The following is a 16,468-nucleotide window of genomic DNA, read 5'->3' as shown; positions in this document are numbered from 1 at the left end:
AATCTCCTCTGCTGAGATCTTCATGCCTCTCGGCACCCTCGATAGAAACCCGCCACCGCTGTTTCGTGAAGGCCCGTCCGCGCTGACGAAGCTGGCCTTCTGCGCGGCGCTGGCGGTGTTCCTCATGGTCGCGGACGCCCGCTTCCAGATCACCGCACCGGCCCGCGCCGGCCTCGCCCTGGCGCTGCATCCGCTGCAGCGCGCGCTGCTCGCGCCCGTCGACGCCTGGGACCAGGCCGGCGACTACGCCCGCGGCATGGAGAAGGCCACCGAGGCCGAGAACCAGGCCCGCCAGCAGCTCGCCTCGCAAGCGGTGATCCTGAGCCGCGCGGCGCAGCTGCAGGCCGAGAACACGCGTCTGCGCGCCCTGCTCGACCTGCGCGAGGCGCTGCCCGTGAAGGGCCTGGCCGCCGAGGTGCTCTACGAGGCGCCCGATCCCTTCTCCCGCCGCATCGTGATCGATCGCGGCAGCCATCGCGGCGTCCGTCTGGGCGCGCCGGTCGTCAACGACGCCGGCGTGCTGGGCCAGGTCACGCGTGTCTATCCGCTGTCGTCGGAGGTCACCCTGTTGACCGACCGCGACGCCACCATTCCCGTGCTCAACACCCGCACCCAGCAACGCGGCGTCGCCTATGGCGGCGAGCGCGGCGTGATGGAGCTGCGCTTCATCGCCGCCAACGCCGACATCAAGCCCGGCGACGCGCTCGCGACCTCCGGCCTGGACGGCCTGTACCCGCCGGGCCTGCCCGTGGCCAAGGTGGCCGAGGTCGAGCGCCGCGGCGACACCAGCTTCGCCCGCGTCGGCCTGTCGCCGGTCGCGCAGCCCGACAGCGCCCGCCACGTGCTGGTGCTCGAACCGCTGGAAGGCCAGGAAGCCGCGCGCATGGAAGCCGCGCAGGAAGCGGCCAGCGCCGCCACCGCGGCCGAGGCCGCCGCCGCTTCCCGGCCCGCGCGCGGCCGCGCCGCGTCCGGCCCGAAGGGAGGCACGCGATGATCATGCCGCGCGGCGCCAGCCAGCTCCTGCTGCCGGCCAACCCCCTCTTCATCGCCTTCAGCCTGGTCGTCGGTCTGTTGATCGACATGGTCCCGGTGGGCCGCCAGCCCTGGATGCCGGACGTGCTCGCGCTGATCCTGGTGTTCTGGAACGTGCACCAACCGCGCCGTGTCGGCGTGGGCTGGGCCTTCGTCTTCGGTCTGATGATCGACGTCCACCACGGCGCGCTGCTGGGCCAGCACGCGTTGTCCTACAGCCTGCTGGCGTTCGGCGCCGTGGCGCTGCATCGCCGGCTGCTGTGGTTCTCGCTGGGCGCGCAGGCGCTGCACGTGCTGCCGCTGTTCGTGCTGGCGCAGGCGATCGCCGTGATCGTGCGGCTGGTCGTCGGCGGCATGTGGCCGGGCTGGGGTCTGGTGCTGGCGCCGCTGCTGCAGGCCGCGCTGTGGCCGATCACCGCCGCGCTGCTGCTCGCGCCGCAGCGCCGCGCGCCGGATCCCGACGCGCATCGTCCGCTCTGAGGTCCGGCCCGACATGACGGTTCTGAAGAACCTGCACCAGGAGCTGGCGCGCTTCCGCCTGCGACTGGTCGTCGCCGCGGCCTTCGTGCTGTTCTGCTTCGGCCTGCTGGTCGCGCGCCTGAGCTTCCTGCAGATCGCGCAGCACGACGCGCTGCTCGAGCGCGCCGAGACCAACCGCGTCTCCGTCGTCCCCATCGTGCCCAACCGCGGCCTGATCGTGGACCGCAACGGCGTGGTGCTGGCGAGCAACTACTCGGCCTACACGCTCGAGATCACCCCGTCGAAGGTGCCGGACCTGGAGCGCACCATCGATCAGCTGTCCGCGGTCATCGAGATCCAGCAGCGCGACCGCCGCCGCTTCAAGCGTCTGATGGAGGAGAGCAAGAACTTCGAGTCGCTCCCCATCCGCACCAAGCTGACCGACACCGAGGTCGCGCGCTTCGCGGCGCAGCGCTTCCGCTTCCCGGGCGTGGACATCAAGGCGCGGCTGTTCCGCAGCTATCCGCTGGGCGACGTCGGCGCCCATCTGCTGGGCTACATCGGGCGCATCAACCAGGCCGAGAAGAAGGCGATGGACGACTGGTCCGAGGAGGACGTCGCCAACTACCGCGGCACCGAGTACATCGGCAAGCTGGGCCTGGAGCAGGCCTACGAGCGCGAGCTCCACGGCCAGACCGGCTTCGAGGAGATGGAGACCAGCGCGGGCGGCCGCGCGGTGCGCCGCCTGCGCAGCCGTCCGCCGACACCGGGCAACACGCTGCACCTGTCCATCGACATCAAGCTGCAGGCGCTGGTGGAGCGGCTCTTCGGCGAGCGTCGCGGCGCGCTGGTGGCGATCGATCCGCGCAATGGCGAGGTGCTGGCCTTCGTCTCCAAGCCGAGCTTCGACCCCAACCTCTTCGTCGACGGCATCGACGCCGACAGCTGGCGCGACCTGAACGAGAACATCGACAAGCCGCTGCTGAACCGCGCGCTGCGCGGCACCTATCCGCCGGGCTCGACCTTCAAGCCCTACATGGCGATGGCGGCGCTGAACACCGGCAAGCGCGCCGCCAACGTGGTGATCCAGGACAACCTGACCTACAGCTTCGGCGGCCGTGTCTTCGGCAGCGCGACCGGCGACCGGGCGGGTCCCAAGGACATGCGCCTGGCCATCGTCACCTCGTCCAACGTCTACTTCTATTCGCTGGCCAACGAGATGGGCGTGGACCTGATCCACGACCAGCTGGAGCCCTTCGGCTTCGGCCGAAAGACCGAGATCGACCTGCAGGGCGAAGTCACCGGCCTGCTGCCCAGCACCGAATGGAAGCGCCGCAACGGCAAGCGCCCCCAGGACCAGAAGTGGTATCCCGGCGAGACCATCTCGCTGGGCATCGGCCAGGGCCAGAACAGCTTCACCATGCTGCAGCTGGCGACGGCGGTGTCGACGCTGTCCTCCGGCGGCCAGCGTTACCGGCCGCGCCTGGTGCGCGAGATCGAGGACGTGGTCAAGCACACGCAACGCCGCACCGCGAGCGACGCGCTGGAGCCGCTCGCCCTGCGCCCCAATGATGTCGACGTGATCCGCAACGCGATGCACGACGTGACGCTGGAGGGGACCTCGCGCGTGGTCTTCGCCGGCGCGCAGTACCAGAGCGCCGGCAAGACCGGCACGGCCCAGGCGGTCGGCCTGCGCGCGGGCCAGACCTACAGCAGCATCAAGGCCGACGAACGCAAGCGCGACCACTCGCTGTACATCTCCTTCGCGCCCTACCAGGCGCCGACCATCGCGGTCGCGCTGATCGTGGAGAACGCGGGCTTCGGTTCCGGCTCGGCGGCGCCGATCGCGCGCCGCGTCTTCGATTACGTCCTCTCCGGCCAGTACCCGAGCGAGGAAGACATCGCCAAGACCCAGGTCGGCGAGAGCGGCGCGCCCATCGGCACGCCGCGCCGCGTCGAGGACGTGCCGCTGCCGGGCGCCGCGGCCAGCGATCCTGCCGCCGCCGCCTCGTCCCCGGTCGCGGCCGCGTCCATGCCCACGGTCGCCGCCTCCGCCGCCGGATTGACGGCCATGCGCCCGCCCCTGGCCGGCGCGAGCGCGCCAACCCGTTCGTCGACCGGTACGCCGGTCCCGCCGACGCGGGCCCCCGCGCCCGTCGCGCCGGCGGTGCCGTCGGCCTCGACCACGTCGGGGGCGTCGTCCGCGGCGCGCCGTTCCGTCCCGCCCGCTTCCGGCGCCGCGCCGGCCCACCGGGGAGCCTCACGATGAGCGCCGCCTTCAGCAAACCCAGCCTGCTGCAGCGCCTGAAGCCGCTGTTCGAGGGCTTCGACATTCCCCTGCTGCTGGCCGTGTTCTGGCTGATGGGTCTGGGCCTGATGTGCATGTACTCGGCCGGCTACGACCACGGCACGCGCTTCGTCGATCACGCGCGGAACATGGTGCTGGCGCTGGGCGTGCTGTTCGTGACCGCGCAGGTGCCGCCGCAGCGGCTGATGCAGCTGGCCTTGCCGCTCTACACGGCCGGCGTCGCGTTGCTGGTCGCGGTGGCGCTGTTCGGCATCACCAAGAAGGGCTCGACGCGCTGGCTCTACGTGGGCACGCAGATCCAGCCCTCGGAGCTGCTCAAGATCGGCATGCCGCTGATGCTGGCCTGGTGGTTCCAGAAGCGCGAGGGCCAGCTGCGCCTGCCCGACTTCATCGCGGCCTTCGTGCTGCTGGCGATTCCCGTCGGCATGATCGCGAAGCAGCCCGACCTGGGCACCTCGCTGCTGGTGCTGGGCGCGGGCCTGTACGTGATCTTCTTCGCCGGGCTGTCGTGGAAGCTGATCATCCCGGCGCTGGTGCTGGCGGCCGCGGGCGTCACCGCGCTGGTCATGAGCGAGGACCAGATCTGCCAGCCCGACGTGAAGTGGGTGGTGCTCAAGGAGTACCAGAAGGACCGCGTCTGCACGCTGCTGGATCCGACCAAGGATCCGCTGGGCAAGGGCTTCCACATCATCCAGGGCGAGATCGCGATCGGCTCGGGCGGCGTGACCGGCAAGGGCTTCATGAAGGGCACGCAGACCCACCTGGAGTTCATCCCCGAGCGCACCACCGACTTCATCTTCGCCGCCTACGGCGAGGAGTTCGGCCTGATCGGGGCGCTGGGGCTGCTGGTCGGATTCACCGCGCTGATCCTGCGCGGACTGGCGATCGCGCACGAGGCGCCGACCATGTTCTCGCGCCTGCTCGCGGGGGCGATCACGCTGAGCTTCTTCACCTACGTGTTCGTGAACATGGGGATGGTGACAGGCATCCTGCCCGTGGTGGGCGTGCCGCTGCCGTTCATCTCCTATGGGGGCACCGCGATGGTCACGCTGGGCCTCTCGCTCGGGATGCTGATGTCGATCGCGAAGAGCCGGGGCGGGACGCAGCGCTGATCAGGCGGCTCCGTCGGAAGCGATCCCCGGCGGGCTCAGTGCGCCGCGTTCGGCAACGGATGCGCCGCGAATCTCACCGTGAAGCGCGCGCCCGGGCCGACGCCCTCAGCTTCCGCCTGCCGGCGTGGGCGGGTGTCGTCGACGGCGATCTCGGCCTCGTGCTGCTGCACGATCTCGCGCACGATCGCCAGGCCCAGTCCCGAGCCGTCGACGTTCGTGCCCAGCGCGCGATAGAAGGGCTGGAACACCTTGTCGCGCTCGGATTCGGCGATGCCGGGCCCCGAGTCCTCGACCTGCAGCACGCAGACCTGGCCGAACGGGTCCTCGACCACCCGCACCGTGATCGTCCCGCCTCCGGGCGTGTACAGCAGCGCGTTGTCGACGAGGTTGCGGATCAGCTCCCGGATCAGCAGCGGATGGCCGCTGATGCGCAGGCTGGCCTGGCTCGCTTCCGGGCCTTCGTAGCCGAGGTCCAGCCGCTTCTCCATCGCCCGCGGCACGAAGTCGCGCACCGTCTCGATCGCCAGCACCGCGAGGTTCACCTCGCTGCGACGCGCGGCGTGCTCCTGATCCTCGGCGCGGGCCATGGCGAGCAGTTGATTCACCATGTGCGCCGCGCGCTGGCTCGACAGCGCGATGTGCTTGAGCGAGCGCCGCAGCTCCGCCGGGGAACTGCGGCCCTCGTCGATCTCGCGCTGCGCGAGCTCGGCCTGCGTGCGCAGCCCCGCCAGCGGCGTCTTGAGCTGATGCGCCGCATCGGCCAGGAAGTGCTTCTGCGAGCGGATGGACTGGTCCAGCCGCTCCAGCAGATCGTTGATCGCGCGCACCAGGGGCGCGACTTCCTCGGGAATGCGCTGCTCGTCGATGGGGCTGAGGTCGGAGCTGTCGCGCGAGCGGATGCGCCGCTGCAGATCGTTCAGGGGCGCGATGCCGCGCGCCAGCGCCAGCCACACCAGCAGCACCGCCAGCGGCAGGATCACGAACTGCGGCAGGATCACGCCCTTGATGATCTCGTTGGTCAGCCGCGAGCGCTTGCCCAGCGTCTCCGCCACCTGCACCAGCATCATCCTGTCGCTGCCGGCCTGGCCCTCGGGCACGACCCACAGGTAGGCCACCCGCACCGCCTCGTTGTTGATCTCGTCGAAGCGCTTGTTGACCTCCCACGGGACGATGGGCGGCTCGGCCTCGGGCACCGGCAGCTGCGCGTCGCCGCTGAGCAGCTCGCCACGCAGGCCCAGCACCTGGTAGTAGACGGTGTCGGACTCGTCCGCCCGCAGCAGCGCGGCCGCCTCCGGCGCCAGCGCGTAGCGCGAGCGCCCCTTGCGCGCCGTGGCGTCGCCGGGCGCGGGCTCGGTCGCCACCTGCAGGCCCAGCGTGCGCGCCATCTCGCCGAGTTCGCGGTCGTAGGGCTTGTTGGCGATGCCCTGCGCGACCAGCCAGGTCAGCGCGACGCTGATCGGCCAGATCACCAGCAGCGGCGCCAGCATCCAGTCCAGGATCTCCCCGAACAGCGAGCGATGGCTGGACGATTCAGCCGCCATGCCGCGCGTCGGGAGTCATGCCGCCTGCCCCGGGCATGGGTTCAGCCGGGAATCTTCTCGAGGCAGTAACCCAGCCCGCGCACCGTGGCGATGCGGATCGGCCCCTGCTCGATCTTCTTGCGCAGGCGGTGGATGTAGACCTCGATCGCGTTGTTGCTGACTTCCTCGCCCCATTCGCACAGGCGCTCCACGAGCTGGTCCTTGCTGACCAGCCGCCCGGCGCGCTGCAGCAGCACTTCCAGCAGCGAGAGCTCGCGCGCGGAGAGCTCGATCATCTGCTCGTTGATGTAGGCGACGCGGCCGGTGGCGTCGAAGGTCAGCGGGCCGTGGCGGATCACGCTGGAGGCGGTGCCCAGGCCGCGGCGCGTCAGCGCTCGCACGCGGGCCTCGAGCTCCTGCAGCGAGAAGGGCTTGGCCATGTAGTCGTCGGCGCCCAGGTCCAAGCCCTTGACGCGTTCCTCGATGCTGTCCGCGGCGGTCAGGATCAGCACCGGCACGGCCGAGCCGCGCGCGCGCAGCCGCCGCAGCACTTCCAGCCCATGCAGCTTGGGCAGGCCCAGGTCCAGGATCAGCAGGTCGAACTCGTGCGAGGCGAGCGCGGCGTCGGCCTCGCTGCCGCTGCTGACCTGATCGACCGCGCAGCCCGACGCGCGCAGCGAGCGCAACAGGCCGTCGGCCAGGACTTGGTCGTCTTCGGCGATCAGGATGCGCATGTGTCGTCCCCTCTGGTTATGGAGACATTCTATGAAGCGCACCCCGCCGCTTCCCTAGGCGTTTCCGAGCCGTGGCCCGGCCGCCCGGAAGGGGGCCGGGTCAGGCCCGCGACAGCTTGGCATGGGGCATTTCCCCCGGAGGTCGGAAAGAAGGGGGAATCGCGCGGACTGGCTCATCCAGTGAGCCACCAGCTGCCTAAGATGACCTCATCGATCGTCGTGGCAGGCGCCACAGCCGGCCCGGCGGTTTGAAAAGTACTGTACAGATATACAGATTCGGCCATAATCCGCCGCAGCCCAACAGGAGAAGCTTGCATGGACGCCCCCGTGAAGAACGCCAACACCGAAAAAGCCAAGGCCCTGCAGGCCGCCCTCGCCCAGATCGAAAAGCAGTTCGGCAAGGGCTCGATCATGCGGCTGGCCGAAGGCGAGAAGATCGAGGACATCCAGGTCGTCTCGACCGGCTCCCTGGGCCTGGACATCGCGCTGGGCGTCGGCGGCCTGCCGCGCGGCCGCGTGATCGAGATCTACGGCCCGGAATCCTCGGGCAAGACCACGCTGACGCTGCAGGTCATCGCCCAGATGCAGAAGCTGGACGGCGTGTGCGCCTTCATCGACGCCGAGCATGCGCTGGATGTCCAGTACGCGCAGAAGCTGGGCGTCAACCTGCAGGAGCTGCTGATCAGCCAGCCCGACACCGGTGAACAGGCGCTGGAGATCGTCGACTCGCTGGTGCGCTCGGGTTCCGTCGACCTGATCATCATCGACTCGGTCGCCGCGCTGACCCCCAAGGCGGAACTCGAAGGCGAGATGGGCGATGCGCTGCCCGGCCTGCAGGCCCGCCTGATGAGCCAGGCGCTGCGCAAGCTGACCGCCACCATCAAGAAGACCAACTGCACGGTCATCTTCATCAACCAGATCCGGATGAAGATCGGCGTGATGTTCGGCTCGCCCGAGACGACCACCGGCGGCAACGCGCTGAAGTTCTACGCCTCCGTGCGTCTGGACATCCGCCGCATCGGCTCGATCAAGAAGGGCGAAGAGGTCATCGGCTCCGAGACCAAGGTCAAGGTGGTCAAGAACAAGGTCGCGCCCCCGTTCAAGACGGCGGAGTTCGACATCCTCTACGGCGAAGGCATCAGCCGCGAGGGCGAGATCATCGACATGGGCGTGACCGCCAAGATCGTCGACAAGTCGGGCGCCTGGTACGCCTACTCCGGCGAGAAGATCGGCCAGGGCAAGGACAACGCCCGCGAGTTCCTGCGCGAGAACCCGGATCTGGCGGTCGAGATCGAGAACAAGATCCGCGACTCGCTGGGCATCCCGCTGCTGGGCGCCGCGCCCGGTGCGGCCGACGAGTAAACACAGGGTCAGGTCATGACCCCGCCCAGCGGCCGGCGAGGCCGGACCTCGCAGCCGCTGTCGCTGAAGGCGCGGGCGGTGGCGCTGCTCGCGCAGCGCGAGCACAGCGCGATGGAGTTGCGACGAAAGTTGCTGCGCATCGCGCGCGACCGCCGCGCGGCTGAGCGTGCCGCCGAGGCGGCCGCGGATGAGGCCGTCGAGGCTTTCGGAGGCGCAAGGCCTCTGGCCGGCCGCCGAGGCGTCGCGGAAGGCGACGACGGCGCGATCGATGCCTCCTTCGAGGAGGGTGTCGACGACGCGGCTGACGCGCCGCCCCTCGACGAGGAAGTCGAGGAGGTCCTGGTCTGGCTCAAGGCCAGCGGCTACCTGGACGAATCACGCTTCGTCGAATCCCGCATCCACGTGCGCTCGCAGCGATTTGGGCAGCGGCGCATCGAGCAGGAGCTCGCGCAACATGGGCTGGCGCTCGATCCGGATCAGCGGGCGACGCTGTCCGCAGGGGAGCTCGACCGCGCCAGCGACATGCTGCGCCGCAAGTTCGGTCCGGGCCGGGCGCCGGATGCGTCGGCGGAAGCCAAGCGGATGCGTTTCCTGATCGGGCGGGGTTTTGGCTCCGACGTCGTGCGACGCGCTCTGCGGCGCGTGGCCGAGGAGGACGCTGGCCTGCCCGACGCCGCCGATGCGTCTGGATCGTCGGATTGACCAGATCCCGCGGCGATAACCCTGCTGGGGACGGTACCGATACCGATCAAGTCGCCCAGGGTGAAATCGCCTGAAATTCCGTGCGCCATAAGCACCTTGCTGGCGTCTGACGACCCTCGCCGGTGCGCGCCGCAACCGCCGCAAGGGCTTGATGCAACGCAGCATGCTACATTTTCGGCTTCGCAAACCTGCCCGCTGACGCCTGTCCGCGGGCCTGTTTTTGCGTGTTTGCATCGGTTTTTATGTCTTCCACCGCTTCCCCCGAGCGCCATCCGCCGCATCCTCGTCGCACCGTCGACGCGCGGTCCTATGGCCGCGAGGACGGGGCGTCCGTCGCGGCGGGAAGGCTGAGTCCGGCCATGCGAACCTCATCTCCACGCCGGCTTCGCGGAACGACCGTGGCGTCGGCGTCCTCTTCCTGATTCACCCATCAAGCGAGACCTCCCTATGAAGATTCACGAGTACCAGGGCAAGGAAATCCTGCGCCAGTTCGGCGTGCCGGTGCCGCGCGGCATTCCCGCGTTCACGGTGCAAGAAGCGGTTGAAGCCGCGCAGAAGCTGGGCGGCCCGGTCTGGGTGGTCAAGGCGCAGATCCACGCCGGTGGTCGCGGCAAGGGCGGCGGCGTCAAGCTGGGCAAGAGCCTGGACGACGTGAAGGCGCTGTCCGAGCAGATCCTGGGCATGCAGCTGGTCACGCACCAGACCGGTCCGGAAGGCCAGAAGGTCCGCCGCCTGTACATCGAAGAAGGCGCGGACATCAAGAACGAGCTGTACGTCTCGCTGGTGACCGACCGCGGCACCCAGAAGGTGGCCTTCATCGCGTCGAGCGAAGGCGGCATGGACATCGAAGAGGTCGCGCACTCGACCCCCGAGAAGATCATCACCGAGTACATCGATCCGCTGACCGGCATCACGACCGAGCAATCGAAGAAGATCGCCGCGGCCATCGGTCTGACCGGCGCTTCGGTGGACCAGGCCGTCGACCTGTTCGCCAAGCTGTACAAGTGCTACATGGACACGGACGCGTCGCTGGTCGAGATCAACCCGCTGAACTGCGACTCCAAGGGCAACCTGATCGCCCTGGACGCCAAGTTCAACTTCGACGCCAACGCCCTGTTCCGCCACCCGGAAATCGTCGCCTACCGCGACCTGGACGAAGAGGATCCGGCGGAAGTCGAAGCCTCGAAGTTCGACCTGGCCTACATCTCGCTGGACGGCAACATCGGCTGCCTGGTGAACGGCGCCGGTCTGGCCATGGCCACGATGGACACCATCAAGCTGTTCGGCGGCGAGCCGGCCAACTTCCTGGACGTCGGCGGCGGCGCCACGGCCGAGAAGGTCACCGAAGCCTTCAAGATCATGCTGAAGAACCCCGAGGTGAAGGGCATCCTCGTGAACATCTTCGGCGGCATCATGAAGTGCGACACCATCGCCGAAGGCGTCATCACCGCCTGCAAGGCCGTCAACCTGAACGTGCCGCTGGTCGTGCGCATGAAGGGCACGAACGAAGAGCTGGGCAAGAAGATGCTGGCCGAGTCCGGCCTGCCCATCATCGCCGCCGACACCATGGCCGAAGCCGCGACCAAGATCGTCGCCGCCGTCAAGTAAACAGCCGCCCCAGCGCCAAGGAATACGACATGAGCATTTACATCAACAAGGACACGAAGGTCATCACCCAGGGCATCACGGGCAAGACCGGTCAGTTCCACACCCTGGGCTGCCAGGCCTACGCGAACGGCAAGAACGCCTTCGTCGCCGGCGTGAACCCGAAGAAGGCGGGCGAGAAGTTCTCGGACATCCCCATCTACGGCACCGTCAAGGAAGCCGCCGCGCAGACCGGCGCGACCGTGTCGGTGATCTACGTGCCGCCCGCCGGCGCCGCCGCCGCGATCTGGGAAGCCGTTGAAGCCGACCTGGACCTGGCGATCTGCATCACGGAAGGCATCCCCGTCCGCGACATGCTGGAAGTGCGCAACAAGATGAAGGCCAAGGAACTGGCCGGCGGCAAGAAGACGCTGCTGCTGGGCCCGAACTGCCCCGGCCTGATCACGCCCGACGAGATCAAGATCGGCATCATGCCCGGCCACATCCACCGCAAGGGCCGCATCGGCGTGGTCTCGCGCTCCGGCACGCTGACCTATGAAGCGGTCGCTCAGCTGACCGAAATCGGTCTGGGCCAATCGTCGGCCGTGGGCATCGGCGGCGACCCGATCAACGGTCTGAAGCACATCGACGTGATGAAGGCCTTCAACGACGATCCGGACACCGACGCCGTGATCATGATCGGCGAGATCGGCGGCCCGGACGAGGCCGAAGCCGCTCGCTGGTGCAAGGCCAACATGAAGAAGCCGGTCGTCGGCTTCATCGCCGGCGTCACCGCCCCTCCCGGAAAGCGCATGGGCCACGCCGGCGCGCTGATCTCGGGTGGTGCCGACACCGCCGACGCCAAGCTCGCCATCATGGAAGAGTGCGGCTTCACCGTGACGCGCAACCCGTCCGAGATGGGTCGCCTGCTCAAGGGCCTGCTGTAAGCCACAGGAAAAACCTGCGGGTACCCGCTGGTGCGTAATTCCACGCACGCGGGTTCCGGGGGACCGGCGCGGACAATTGATCCGTGCCACCGAAGGAAGGGGCCCCCGCGGCCCCTTCCTTCATTTCCCCCTCCAACGCTTTAGACTGGGCCTTCGCCGTGCGAAGCGCCTGGCGGGTTCCCATCCATGGACATGCTCACCAGCCCCGAGTTCTGGCTCGCCGTCGGCCAGATCATCCTGATCGACATCCTGCTCGGCGGGGACAACGCCGTCGTCATCGCGCTCGCTTGCCGCAAGCTGCCGCCCAACCTGCGTACTCGCGGGATCCTGTGGGGCACCGCGGGCGCGATCGTGCTGCGCGTCGTGCTGATCTTCTTCGCCCTGACGCTGCTCAAGCTGCCCTTCCTCAAGCTGGTCGGCGGCGGTCTGCTGCTGTGGATCGGCATCAAGCTGCTGATGCCCGAGGATGACGACGATCACTCGAAGATGGAAGCCAGCGACAAGCTTTGGGGCGCCGTCAAGACGGTCATCGTCGCCGACTTCGTGATGAGCCTGGACAACGTGATCGCCATCGCCGGCGCTGCCGAAGGCGCGGGCGGCGCGCATCAGATGCCGCTGGTGATCTTCGGCCTGCTGGTGTCGATCCCCATCATCGTCTGGGGCAGCCAGCTCGTGATCAAGCTGATGGACAAGTTCCCCGTCGTGATCACGCTGGGCGCGATGCTGCTGGGCTGGATCGCCGGCACGATGCTGGTCACCGACCCCGCGCTGAACGCCTGGGTGCCGACGCAGCCGGGCGACAAGGCCGGCACGACCGAAGTCCTGCCGCAGGTCTATTACGCGCTGGGCGTGATCGGCGCGCTGTTCGTCCTCATCGTGGGCAAGACGCTGGCCGCGCGTCGCCCGTCCGCCGCCTGACGAAAGGCCGACCATGTCATGAGCGCCTCCGGTTTCATCAAGCGATTGCTGGGACGAGGCGCGTCCGACCGCGACGGCACGGGGGCGTCCAGCACCCTGCCGACCACGCAACCGATGCCGCGCATGGCGGGCACGCCGCTCGACGATTACGTGCTGGGCGACGAGATCGGCCGCGGCGCGATGGCGGTGGTCAACCTGGCGGTGGACCGCCGCAGCGGTGCCACCGTCGCGATCAAGCGGCTGGCGCTGCAACGCGAGTTCTCCCCTGAAGACCTGGTCGACGTGCGCGACCGCTTCATGCGTGAGGCCAGCGCGGCGCGGCACCTCGAGCACCCCGACATCCTGCGGGTGCTCGACGCCGGCGAGAGCGCCGGCGACACCTGGATCGCGATGGAGTACGTCGTCGGCCAGGATCTCAGCCATCACACGCGTCCCGGGCAACTGCTGCCCTTGCGCGAGGTGCTGCTGCTCGGCGCCCGGCTCGCCCGGGCCCTCCATTACGCCCACAGCCACGGCGTCGTCCATCGCGACATCAAGCCCGCCAATGTGATGCTTGAGCGCGCCTCGGGCAGCGTGAAGATCATGGACTTCGGCATCGCCCGCGTCGCCGACGGCAGCCGGACGCGGACCGGCCTGGTGCTGGGCACCCCGTCCTACATGTCGCCGGAGCAACTGGCCGGTCTGCAGGTCGATGGACGCAGCGACCTGTACTCGCTGGGCGCGATGCTGTTCCAGCTGCTGACCGGGAACCTTCCGCACCAATCGGATTCCATGGCGAAACTGATGCAACAGATCGCCATCCATCCGGCGCCCGACATCCGGCAGCTGCGGCCCGAGCTGCCCGAGTCGCTGGCCCTGGTGATCGCGCTGGCGCTCGAGAAGCGGCCCGAGCTGCGCTATCAGCGCGGGGACGTGCTGTCGCAGGATCTGGAGTCGATCCTGGCGCACCTGCCCACCGAATTGGCCAATAGCACCGGCGCCACACCCCCCCCACCGGCGGGACAGGCATTCGAGCAAACTTTACGGCTACAGTCCCAGGGCGCAGTGCACAATCCCCTTCCCCCAGCCGACCCGACCCGCAACACATGACCCTGGAGTTCTTCAGCGCCACCGACACCGGCCGCGTGCGCGACAACAATGAAGACTCGGTGGCCCTTGAGCCCGGCGTGGGACTGGCGGTCCTGGCGGACGGCATGGGGGGCTACAACGCGGGCGAGGTTGCCAGCCAGATGCTGACGACCTTCATCAAGTCGGAGCTGGGGCGCTGGCTGTCGGAAGCCGGCCAGCACGCGACCGACATCGACGTGCGTCGCGCGATGGACATCTGCGTGGACAACGCGAACCGCGCCATCTTCAATGCCGCCAACACGAATCCGCGCTACGCCGGCATGGGCACGACGCTGGTGCTGGCGGTCTTCCGCGAGAACAGCCTGCTGATGGGGCACGTCGGCGACTCACGCGCCTACCGGCTGCGCGACGGTCAGCTGGTGCAGCTGACCCGGGACCATTCCTTGCTCCAGGAGCAGATCGACGCCGGTCTGCTGACGCCCGAGGAGGCGGTGTTCTCCAGCAACAAGAACCTGGTGACCCGCGCCGTCGGCGTGGAGGACACGGTGATGCTGGAAGTCCATCAGCACGAGCTGCTGCCCGGCGACCAGATCCTGCTGTGCAGCGACGGTCTGTCCGACATGGTCGATGACGCGAGCGTGGCACAGGTGTTGCAAAGCCACAGTGATCTGCCCGAAGCGGCGCAGGCGCTCGTGGATGCGGCCAATGACATGGGCGGCAAGGATAATATTGCGATCGTTCTGGTTCGCGCGGAAAGTCGCACCAAGCCATGGGCGTGGTGGCCATTCAGTCGTAACAATGGACGGCGCTGAGGTCGTCCTCGATAAATAAAGACAGGACTCGAGGTCAAGCATGGGCAAGCTGGTGGTGTCGCTCGACGGCGTGGTGATCAAGGAAGTGCAGATCACCAAGGACAAGACCACGCTCGGCCGCCGGCCGTACAACGACATCGTCATCGACAACCTCGCCGTGAGCGGCGAGCACGCGGTGTTGCAGATGGTCGGCGCGGACGTGTTCATCGAGGATCTGAACTCGACCAATGGCACGTACATCAACGGCAAGGCGATCAAGAAGCAGCTGCTGGCGCACAGCGATGTGATCGAGGTCGGCAAGTACAAGATCAAGTTCCTGGTCGAGGACAACGCCGACTACGAGAAGACGATGATCCTGCGCCCGGGCACGGCTCCGAGCAGCGGCTTCGGTCTCCCCAGCTCGTTCGGCGGCCTGGGCCCGGCCCCGGTGTCGACGACGCCGGCGGCGATCAAGGTGCTGAACGGCCCGGCCGCGGGTCGCGAGGTGACGCTGACCAAGGTCGTGACGACCGTCGGCAAGCCGGGCGTGCAGGTCGCGTCGATCACCAAGCGTCCGAGCGGCTACGTGTTCGCGCACGTCGAGGGCGGCGCCCGTCCGGTGGTCAACGGTGCGCCGTTGACGGCCGAATCGGTCCCGCTGAAGAACGGCGACGTGATCGAGCTGGCCGGCACGCAGATGCAGTTCGTCCAGGTCTGAGCGTCGCGACGCATCGATGAGAAGGGGCCGTGAGGCCCCTTTTTGCTGCGCCGAAGCCGGCGCGTCGGCTCCGAAGCCTGTATCGAGATGCATCCGGCTTGTCAGGCGATCGCCTACGCGCGTGCATGTTTTCACGGCATCGCCGGGGCGTCACGTAAGTGACGGCAATAAGTCCCCGGAACGCGGAATCGGCGCTTAGCAGCGGGCGGCGGGTCTTCTACAGTGCCCCCATGAAGATTCGCGTGCTCGGTTGCGCCGGCGCCATGGCGGCCGGCTACAGAACCACCTCGTTCCTGCTCGACGACGATGTGCTCATCGACGCGGGCAGCGGCGTGGCCGAATTGAGCGTCGAGGCCATGGCCAAGGTCGACCACATCCTGGTCACCCATTCCCATCTGGATCATGTGCTGTCGATCGGCCTGCTGGCCGACACCGTGCAGCGCCGCCGCGCCCAGGCCGGACGCCCCGCGGTGCAGGTCCACGCGCTCCCGGAGACGCTGCAGGCCTTGCGCCAGCACATCTTCAACGGGGTGATCTGGCCCGACTTCACCCGGCTGCCGACGGCCGAGCGCCCGGCCCTGAGCTTCCATCCCTTCGCTGTCGGCGAGCGCCTGAACCTGGGCGGCCGCGAGATCGAGGTCCTGAGCGCCGCGCACACCGTACCCGCGGTGGGATTCGCGGTGGATGGCGGCGCGGTCGGTCATTGGGTCTTCACCGGTGACACCGGCCCGAACCCAGCGTTGTGGGCGCGACTGAGCCAGTTGAAGCTGGCCCACCTGATCATCGAATGCGCTTTCGGCGACGACGAATGCGAGCTCGCCGGCATCAGCCAGCACCTGTGCCCGACCACGCTGGGCCAGGAGCTGGCCAAGCTCGAGGGCTCGATCGACGTCCACATCACCCACATCAAACCCGGCGAGCGTGCCGCGGTGATGGATGCGGTGGCCGGCCTGCGCGGCGACCATCGCGTGTCGGCGCTCGAGAACTTCCAAGAGTTCACCCTGGCCTGACAAAACTTTGCAGCGATCGTCACGCCTGACAAAGCGCGGCAGGTCGGACTGACAAAAAGCGTCACTTGAAGTTGGGCGGATCTCGACAGGGCGTGCGCTCCGTCACGGATCCGAGAATGAATCGCGTTGGCATGGGGCCTGCATTCAAATGGGAGGTCTCTACCCCAACAACTTTCCTTCTCAGGAGTTCCCCATGAAGCGCG

The 16,468-nt window shown here is 68.1% G+C and carries 15 protein-coding genes; 13 read left to right on the top strand and 2 right to left on the bottom strand.

Annotated elements, in window-relative coordinates; genetic code table 11:
* The first annotated feature begins 22 nt into the window (after positions 1-22).
* The 4 genes from mreC to rodA are packed head-to-tail and all read left to right on the top strand — an operon-like array spanning position 23 to position 4,911.
* Complete coding sequence (gene mreC, locus MCHT01_RS13545) at positions 23-994, top strand: rod shape-determining protein MreC (protein WP_084452589.1); 972 nt, start codon at positions 23-25, stop codon at positions 992-994.
* Positions 991-1,512 carry a rod shape-determining protein MreD gene (gene mreD / locus MCHT01_RS13540; protein ID WP_067065882.1) on the top strand — a complete coding sequence of 174 codons (522 nt, stop codon included), beginning with the start codon at positions 991-993 and terminating at the stop codon, positions 1,510-1,512. Before mreC ends, mreD begins: the two co-directional genes overlap by 4 nt.
* A 13-nt stretch (positions 1,513-1,525) precedes the next feature.
* Positions 1,526-3,760 carry a penicillin-binding protein 2 gene (gene mrdA / locus MCHT01_RS13535; protein ID WP_084452587.1) on the top strand — a complete coding sequence of 745 codons (2,235 nt, stop codon included), beginning with the start codon at positions 1,526-1,528 and terminating at the stop codon, positions 3,758-3,760.
* Positions 3,757-4,911, top strand: coding sequence for a rod shape-determining protein RodA (gene rodA / locus MCHT01_RS13530; protein WP_067065881.1), 1,155 nt, complete (start codon positions 3,757-3,759; stop codon positions 4,909-4,911). Before mrdA ends, rodA begins: the two co-directional genes overlap by 4 nt.
* 35 nt (positions 4,912-4,946) lie before the next feature.
* On the opposite strand, the gene MCHT01_RS13525 is transcribed toward rodA, so the two are convergent.
* Positions 4,947-6,452: a sensor histidine kinase gene (locus MCHT01_RS13525; RefSeq protein WP_067065880.1), complete on the bottom strand. Its 1,506-nt coding sequence runs from the start codon at positions 6,450-6,452 to the stop codon at positions 4,947-4,949.
* A 41-nt stretch (positions 6,453-6,493) separates the two neighbouring features.
* Positions 6,494-7,165: a response regulator gene (locus MCHT01_RS13520; RefSeq protein WP_067065879.1), complete on the bottom strand. Its 672-nt coding sequence runs from the start codon at positions 7,163-7,165 to the stop codon at positions 6,494-6,496.
* 315 nt (positions 7,166-7,480) lie between these two features.
* Here MCHT01_RS13520 and recA point away from each other — a divergent pair, with 315 nt between their 5' ends.
* From recA to MCHT01_RS13475, 9 genes are all read left to right on the top strand, one after another.
* Positions 7,481-8,527 (top strand): recombinase RecA, encoded by a 1,047-nt coding sequence (gene recA, locus MCHT01_RS13515; RefSeq protein ID WP_067065878.1) that lies wholly within the window; start codon positions 7,481-7,483, stop codon positions 8,525-8,527.
* Positions 8,528-8,542: 15 nt separating this feature from the next.
* A complete protein-coding gene (locus MCHT01_RS13510) occupies positions 8,543-9,229 on the top strand; it encodes a regulatory protein RecX (RefSeq protein WP_067065877.1) in 687 nt (228 codons plus the stop codon).
* A gap of 447 nt (positions 9,230-9,676) precedes the next feature.
* The gene (gene sucC, locus MCHT01_RS13505) at positions 9,677-10,837 is read left to right on the top strand and encodes an ADP-forming succinate--CoA ligase subunit beta (RefSeq protein WP_067065876.1); all 1,161 of its coding nucleotides are present in this window, start codon (positions 9,677-9,679) and stop codon (positions 10,835-10,837) included.
* A gap of 29 nt (positions 10,838-10,866) precedes the next feature.
* Positions 10,867-11,760 (top strand): succinate--CoA ligase subunit alpha, encoded by an 894-nt coding sequence (gene sucD / locus MCHT01_RS13500; protein WP_067065875.1) that lies wholly within the window; start codon positions 10,867-10,869, stop codon positions 11,758-11,760.
* Positions 11,761-11,946: 186 nt separating this feature from the next.
* Positions 11,947-12,678: a TerC family protein gene (locus MCHT01_RS13495; RefSeq protein WP_067065874.1), complete on the top strand. Its 732-nt coding sequence runs from the start codon at positions 11,947-11,949 to the stop codon at positions 12,676-12,678.
* 18 nt (positions 12,679-12,696) lie between these two features.
* On the top strand, positions 12,697-13,767 hold the full coding sequence (locus tag MCHT01_RS13490; protein WP_067065873.1) for a serine/threonine-protein kinase: 1,071 nt from the start codon (positions 12,697-12,699) through the stop codon (positions 13,765-13,767).
* Positions 13,764-14,558, top strand: a complete 795-nt coding sequence (locus tag MCHT01_RS13485) for a Stp1/IreP family PP2C-type Ser/Thr phosphatase (protein ID WP_067065872.1) — start codon at positions 13,764-13,766, stop codon at positions 14,556-14,558. The genes MCHT01_RS13490 and MCHT01_RS13485 overlap by 4 nt, the downstream gene beginning before the upstream one ends.
* 40 nt (positions 14,559-14,598) lie before the next feature.
* Positions 14,599-15,255 carry an FHA domain-containing protein gene (locus MCHT01_RS13480; RefSeq protein ID WP_067065871.1) on the top strand — a complete coding sequence of 219 codons (657 nt, stop codon included), beginning with the start codon at positions 14,599-14,601 and terminating at the stop codon, positions 15,253-15,255.
* Between the two features lie 230 nt (positions 15,256-15,485).
* Positions 15,486-16,265 (top strand): 3',5'-cyclic-nucleotide phosphodiesterase, encoded by a 780-nt coding sequence (locus tag MCHT01_RS13475; protein ID WP_067065870.1) that lies wholly within the window; start codon positions 15,486-15,488, stop codon positions 16,263-16,265.
* The last annotated feature ends 203 nt before the right edge of the window (positions 16,266-16,468 follow it).

Source organism: Mitsuaria chitosanitabida ATCC BAA-476 = NBRC 102408, assembly GCF_001598255.1.
Classification (GTDB): domain Bacteria; phylum Pseudomonadota; class Gammaproteobacteria; order Burkholderiales; family Burkholderiaceae_C; genus Roseateles; species Roseateles chitosanitabidus.
The sequence above is the reverse complement of the archived record's forward strand: the minus strand, read 5'-3'. Positions and strand labels throughout refer to the sequence as shown.

Bases quoted from the DNA above. Each gene is read 5' to 3' on its own strand.
- MCHT01_RS13525 (WP_067065880.1), bottom strand. From the start codon at position 6,452: ATGGCGGCTGAATCGTCCAGCCATCGCTCGCTGTTCGGGGAGATCCTG.
- MCHT01_RS13510 (WP_067065877.1), top strand. From the start codon at position 8,543: ATGACCCCGCCCAGCGGCCGGCGAGGCCGGACCTCGCAGCCGCTGTCG.
- mreD (WP_067065882.1), top strand. From the start codon at position 991: ATGATCATGCCGCGCGGCGCCAGCCAGCTCCTGCTGCCGGCCAACCCC.
- mrdA (WP_084452587.1), top strand. From the start codon at position 1,526: ATGACGGTTCTGAAGAACCTGCACCAGGAGCTGGCGCGCTTCCGCCTG.
- sucC (WP_067065876.1), top strand. From the start codon at position 9,677: ATGAAGATTCACGAGTACCAGGGCAAGGAAATCCTGCGCCAGTTCGGC.
- MCHT01_RS13490 (WP_067065873.1), top strand. From the start codon at position 12,697: ATGAGCGCCTCCGGTTTCATCAAGCGATTGCTGGGACGAGGCGCGTCC.
- recA (WP_067065878.1), top strand. From the start codon at position 7,481: ATGGACGCCCCCGTGAAGAACGCCAACACCGAAAAAGCCAAGGCCCTG.
- MCHT01_RS13520 (WP_067065879.1), bottom strand. From the start codon at position 7,165: ATGCGCATCCTGATCGCCGAAGACGACCAAGTCCTGGCCGACGGCCTG.
- MCHT01_RS13495 (WP_067065874.1), top strand. From the start codon at position 11,947: ATGGACATGCTCACCAGCCCCGAGTTCTGGCTCGCCGTCGGCCAGATC.
- sucD (WP_067065875.1), top strand. From the start codon at position 10,867: ATGAGCATTTACATCAACAAGGACACGAAGGTCATCACCCAGGGCATC.
- MCHT01_RS13480 (WP_067065871.1), top strand. From the start codon at position 14,599: ATGGGCAAGCTGGTGGTGTCGCTCGACGGCGTGGTGATCAAGGAAGTG.
- rodA (WP_067065881.1), top strand. From the start codon at position 3,757: ATGAGCGCCGCCTTCAGCAAACCCAGCCTGCTGCAGCGCCTGAAGCCG.
- mreC (WP_084452589.1), top strand. From the start codon at position 23: ATGCCTCTCGGCACCCTCGATAGAAACCCGCCACCGCTGTTTCGTGAA.
- MCHT01_RS13485 (WP_067065872.1), top strand. From the start codon at position 13,764: ATGACCCTGGAGTTCTTCAGCGCCACCGACACCGGCCGCGTGCGCGAC.
- MCHT01_RS13475 (WP_067065870.1), top strand. From the start codon at position 15,486: ATGAAGATTCGCGTGCTCGGTTGCGCCGGCGCCATGGCGGCCGGCTAC.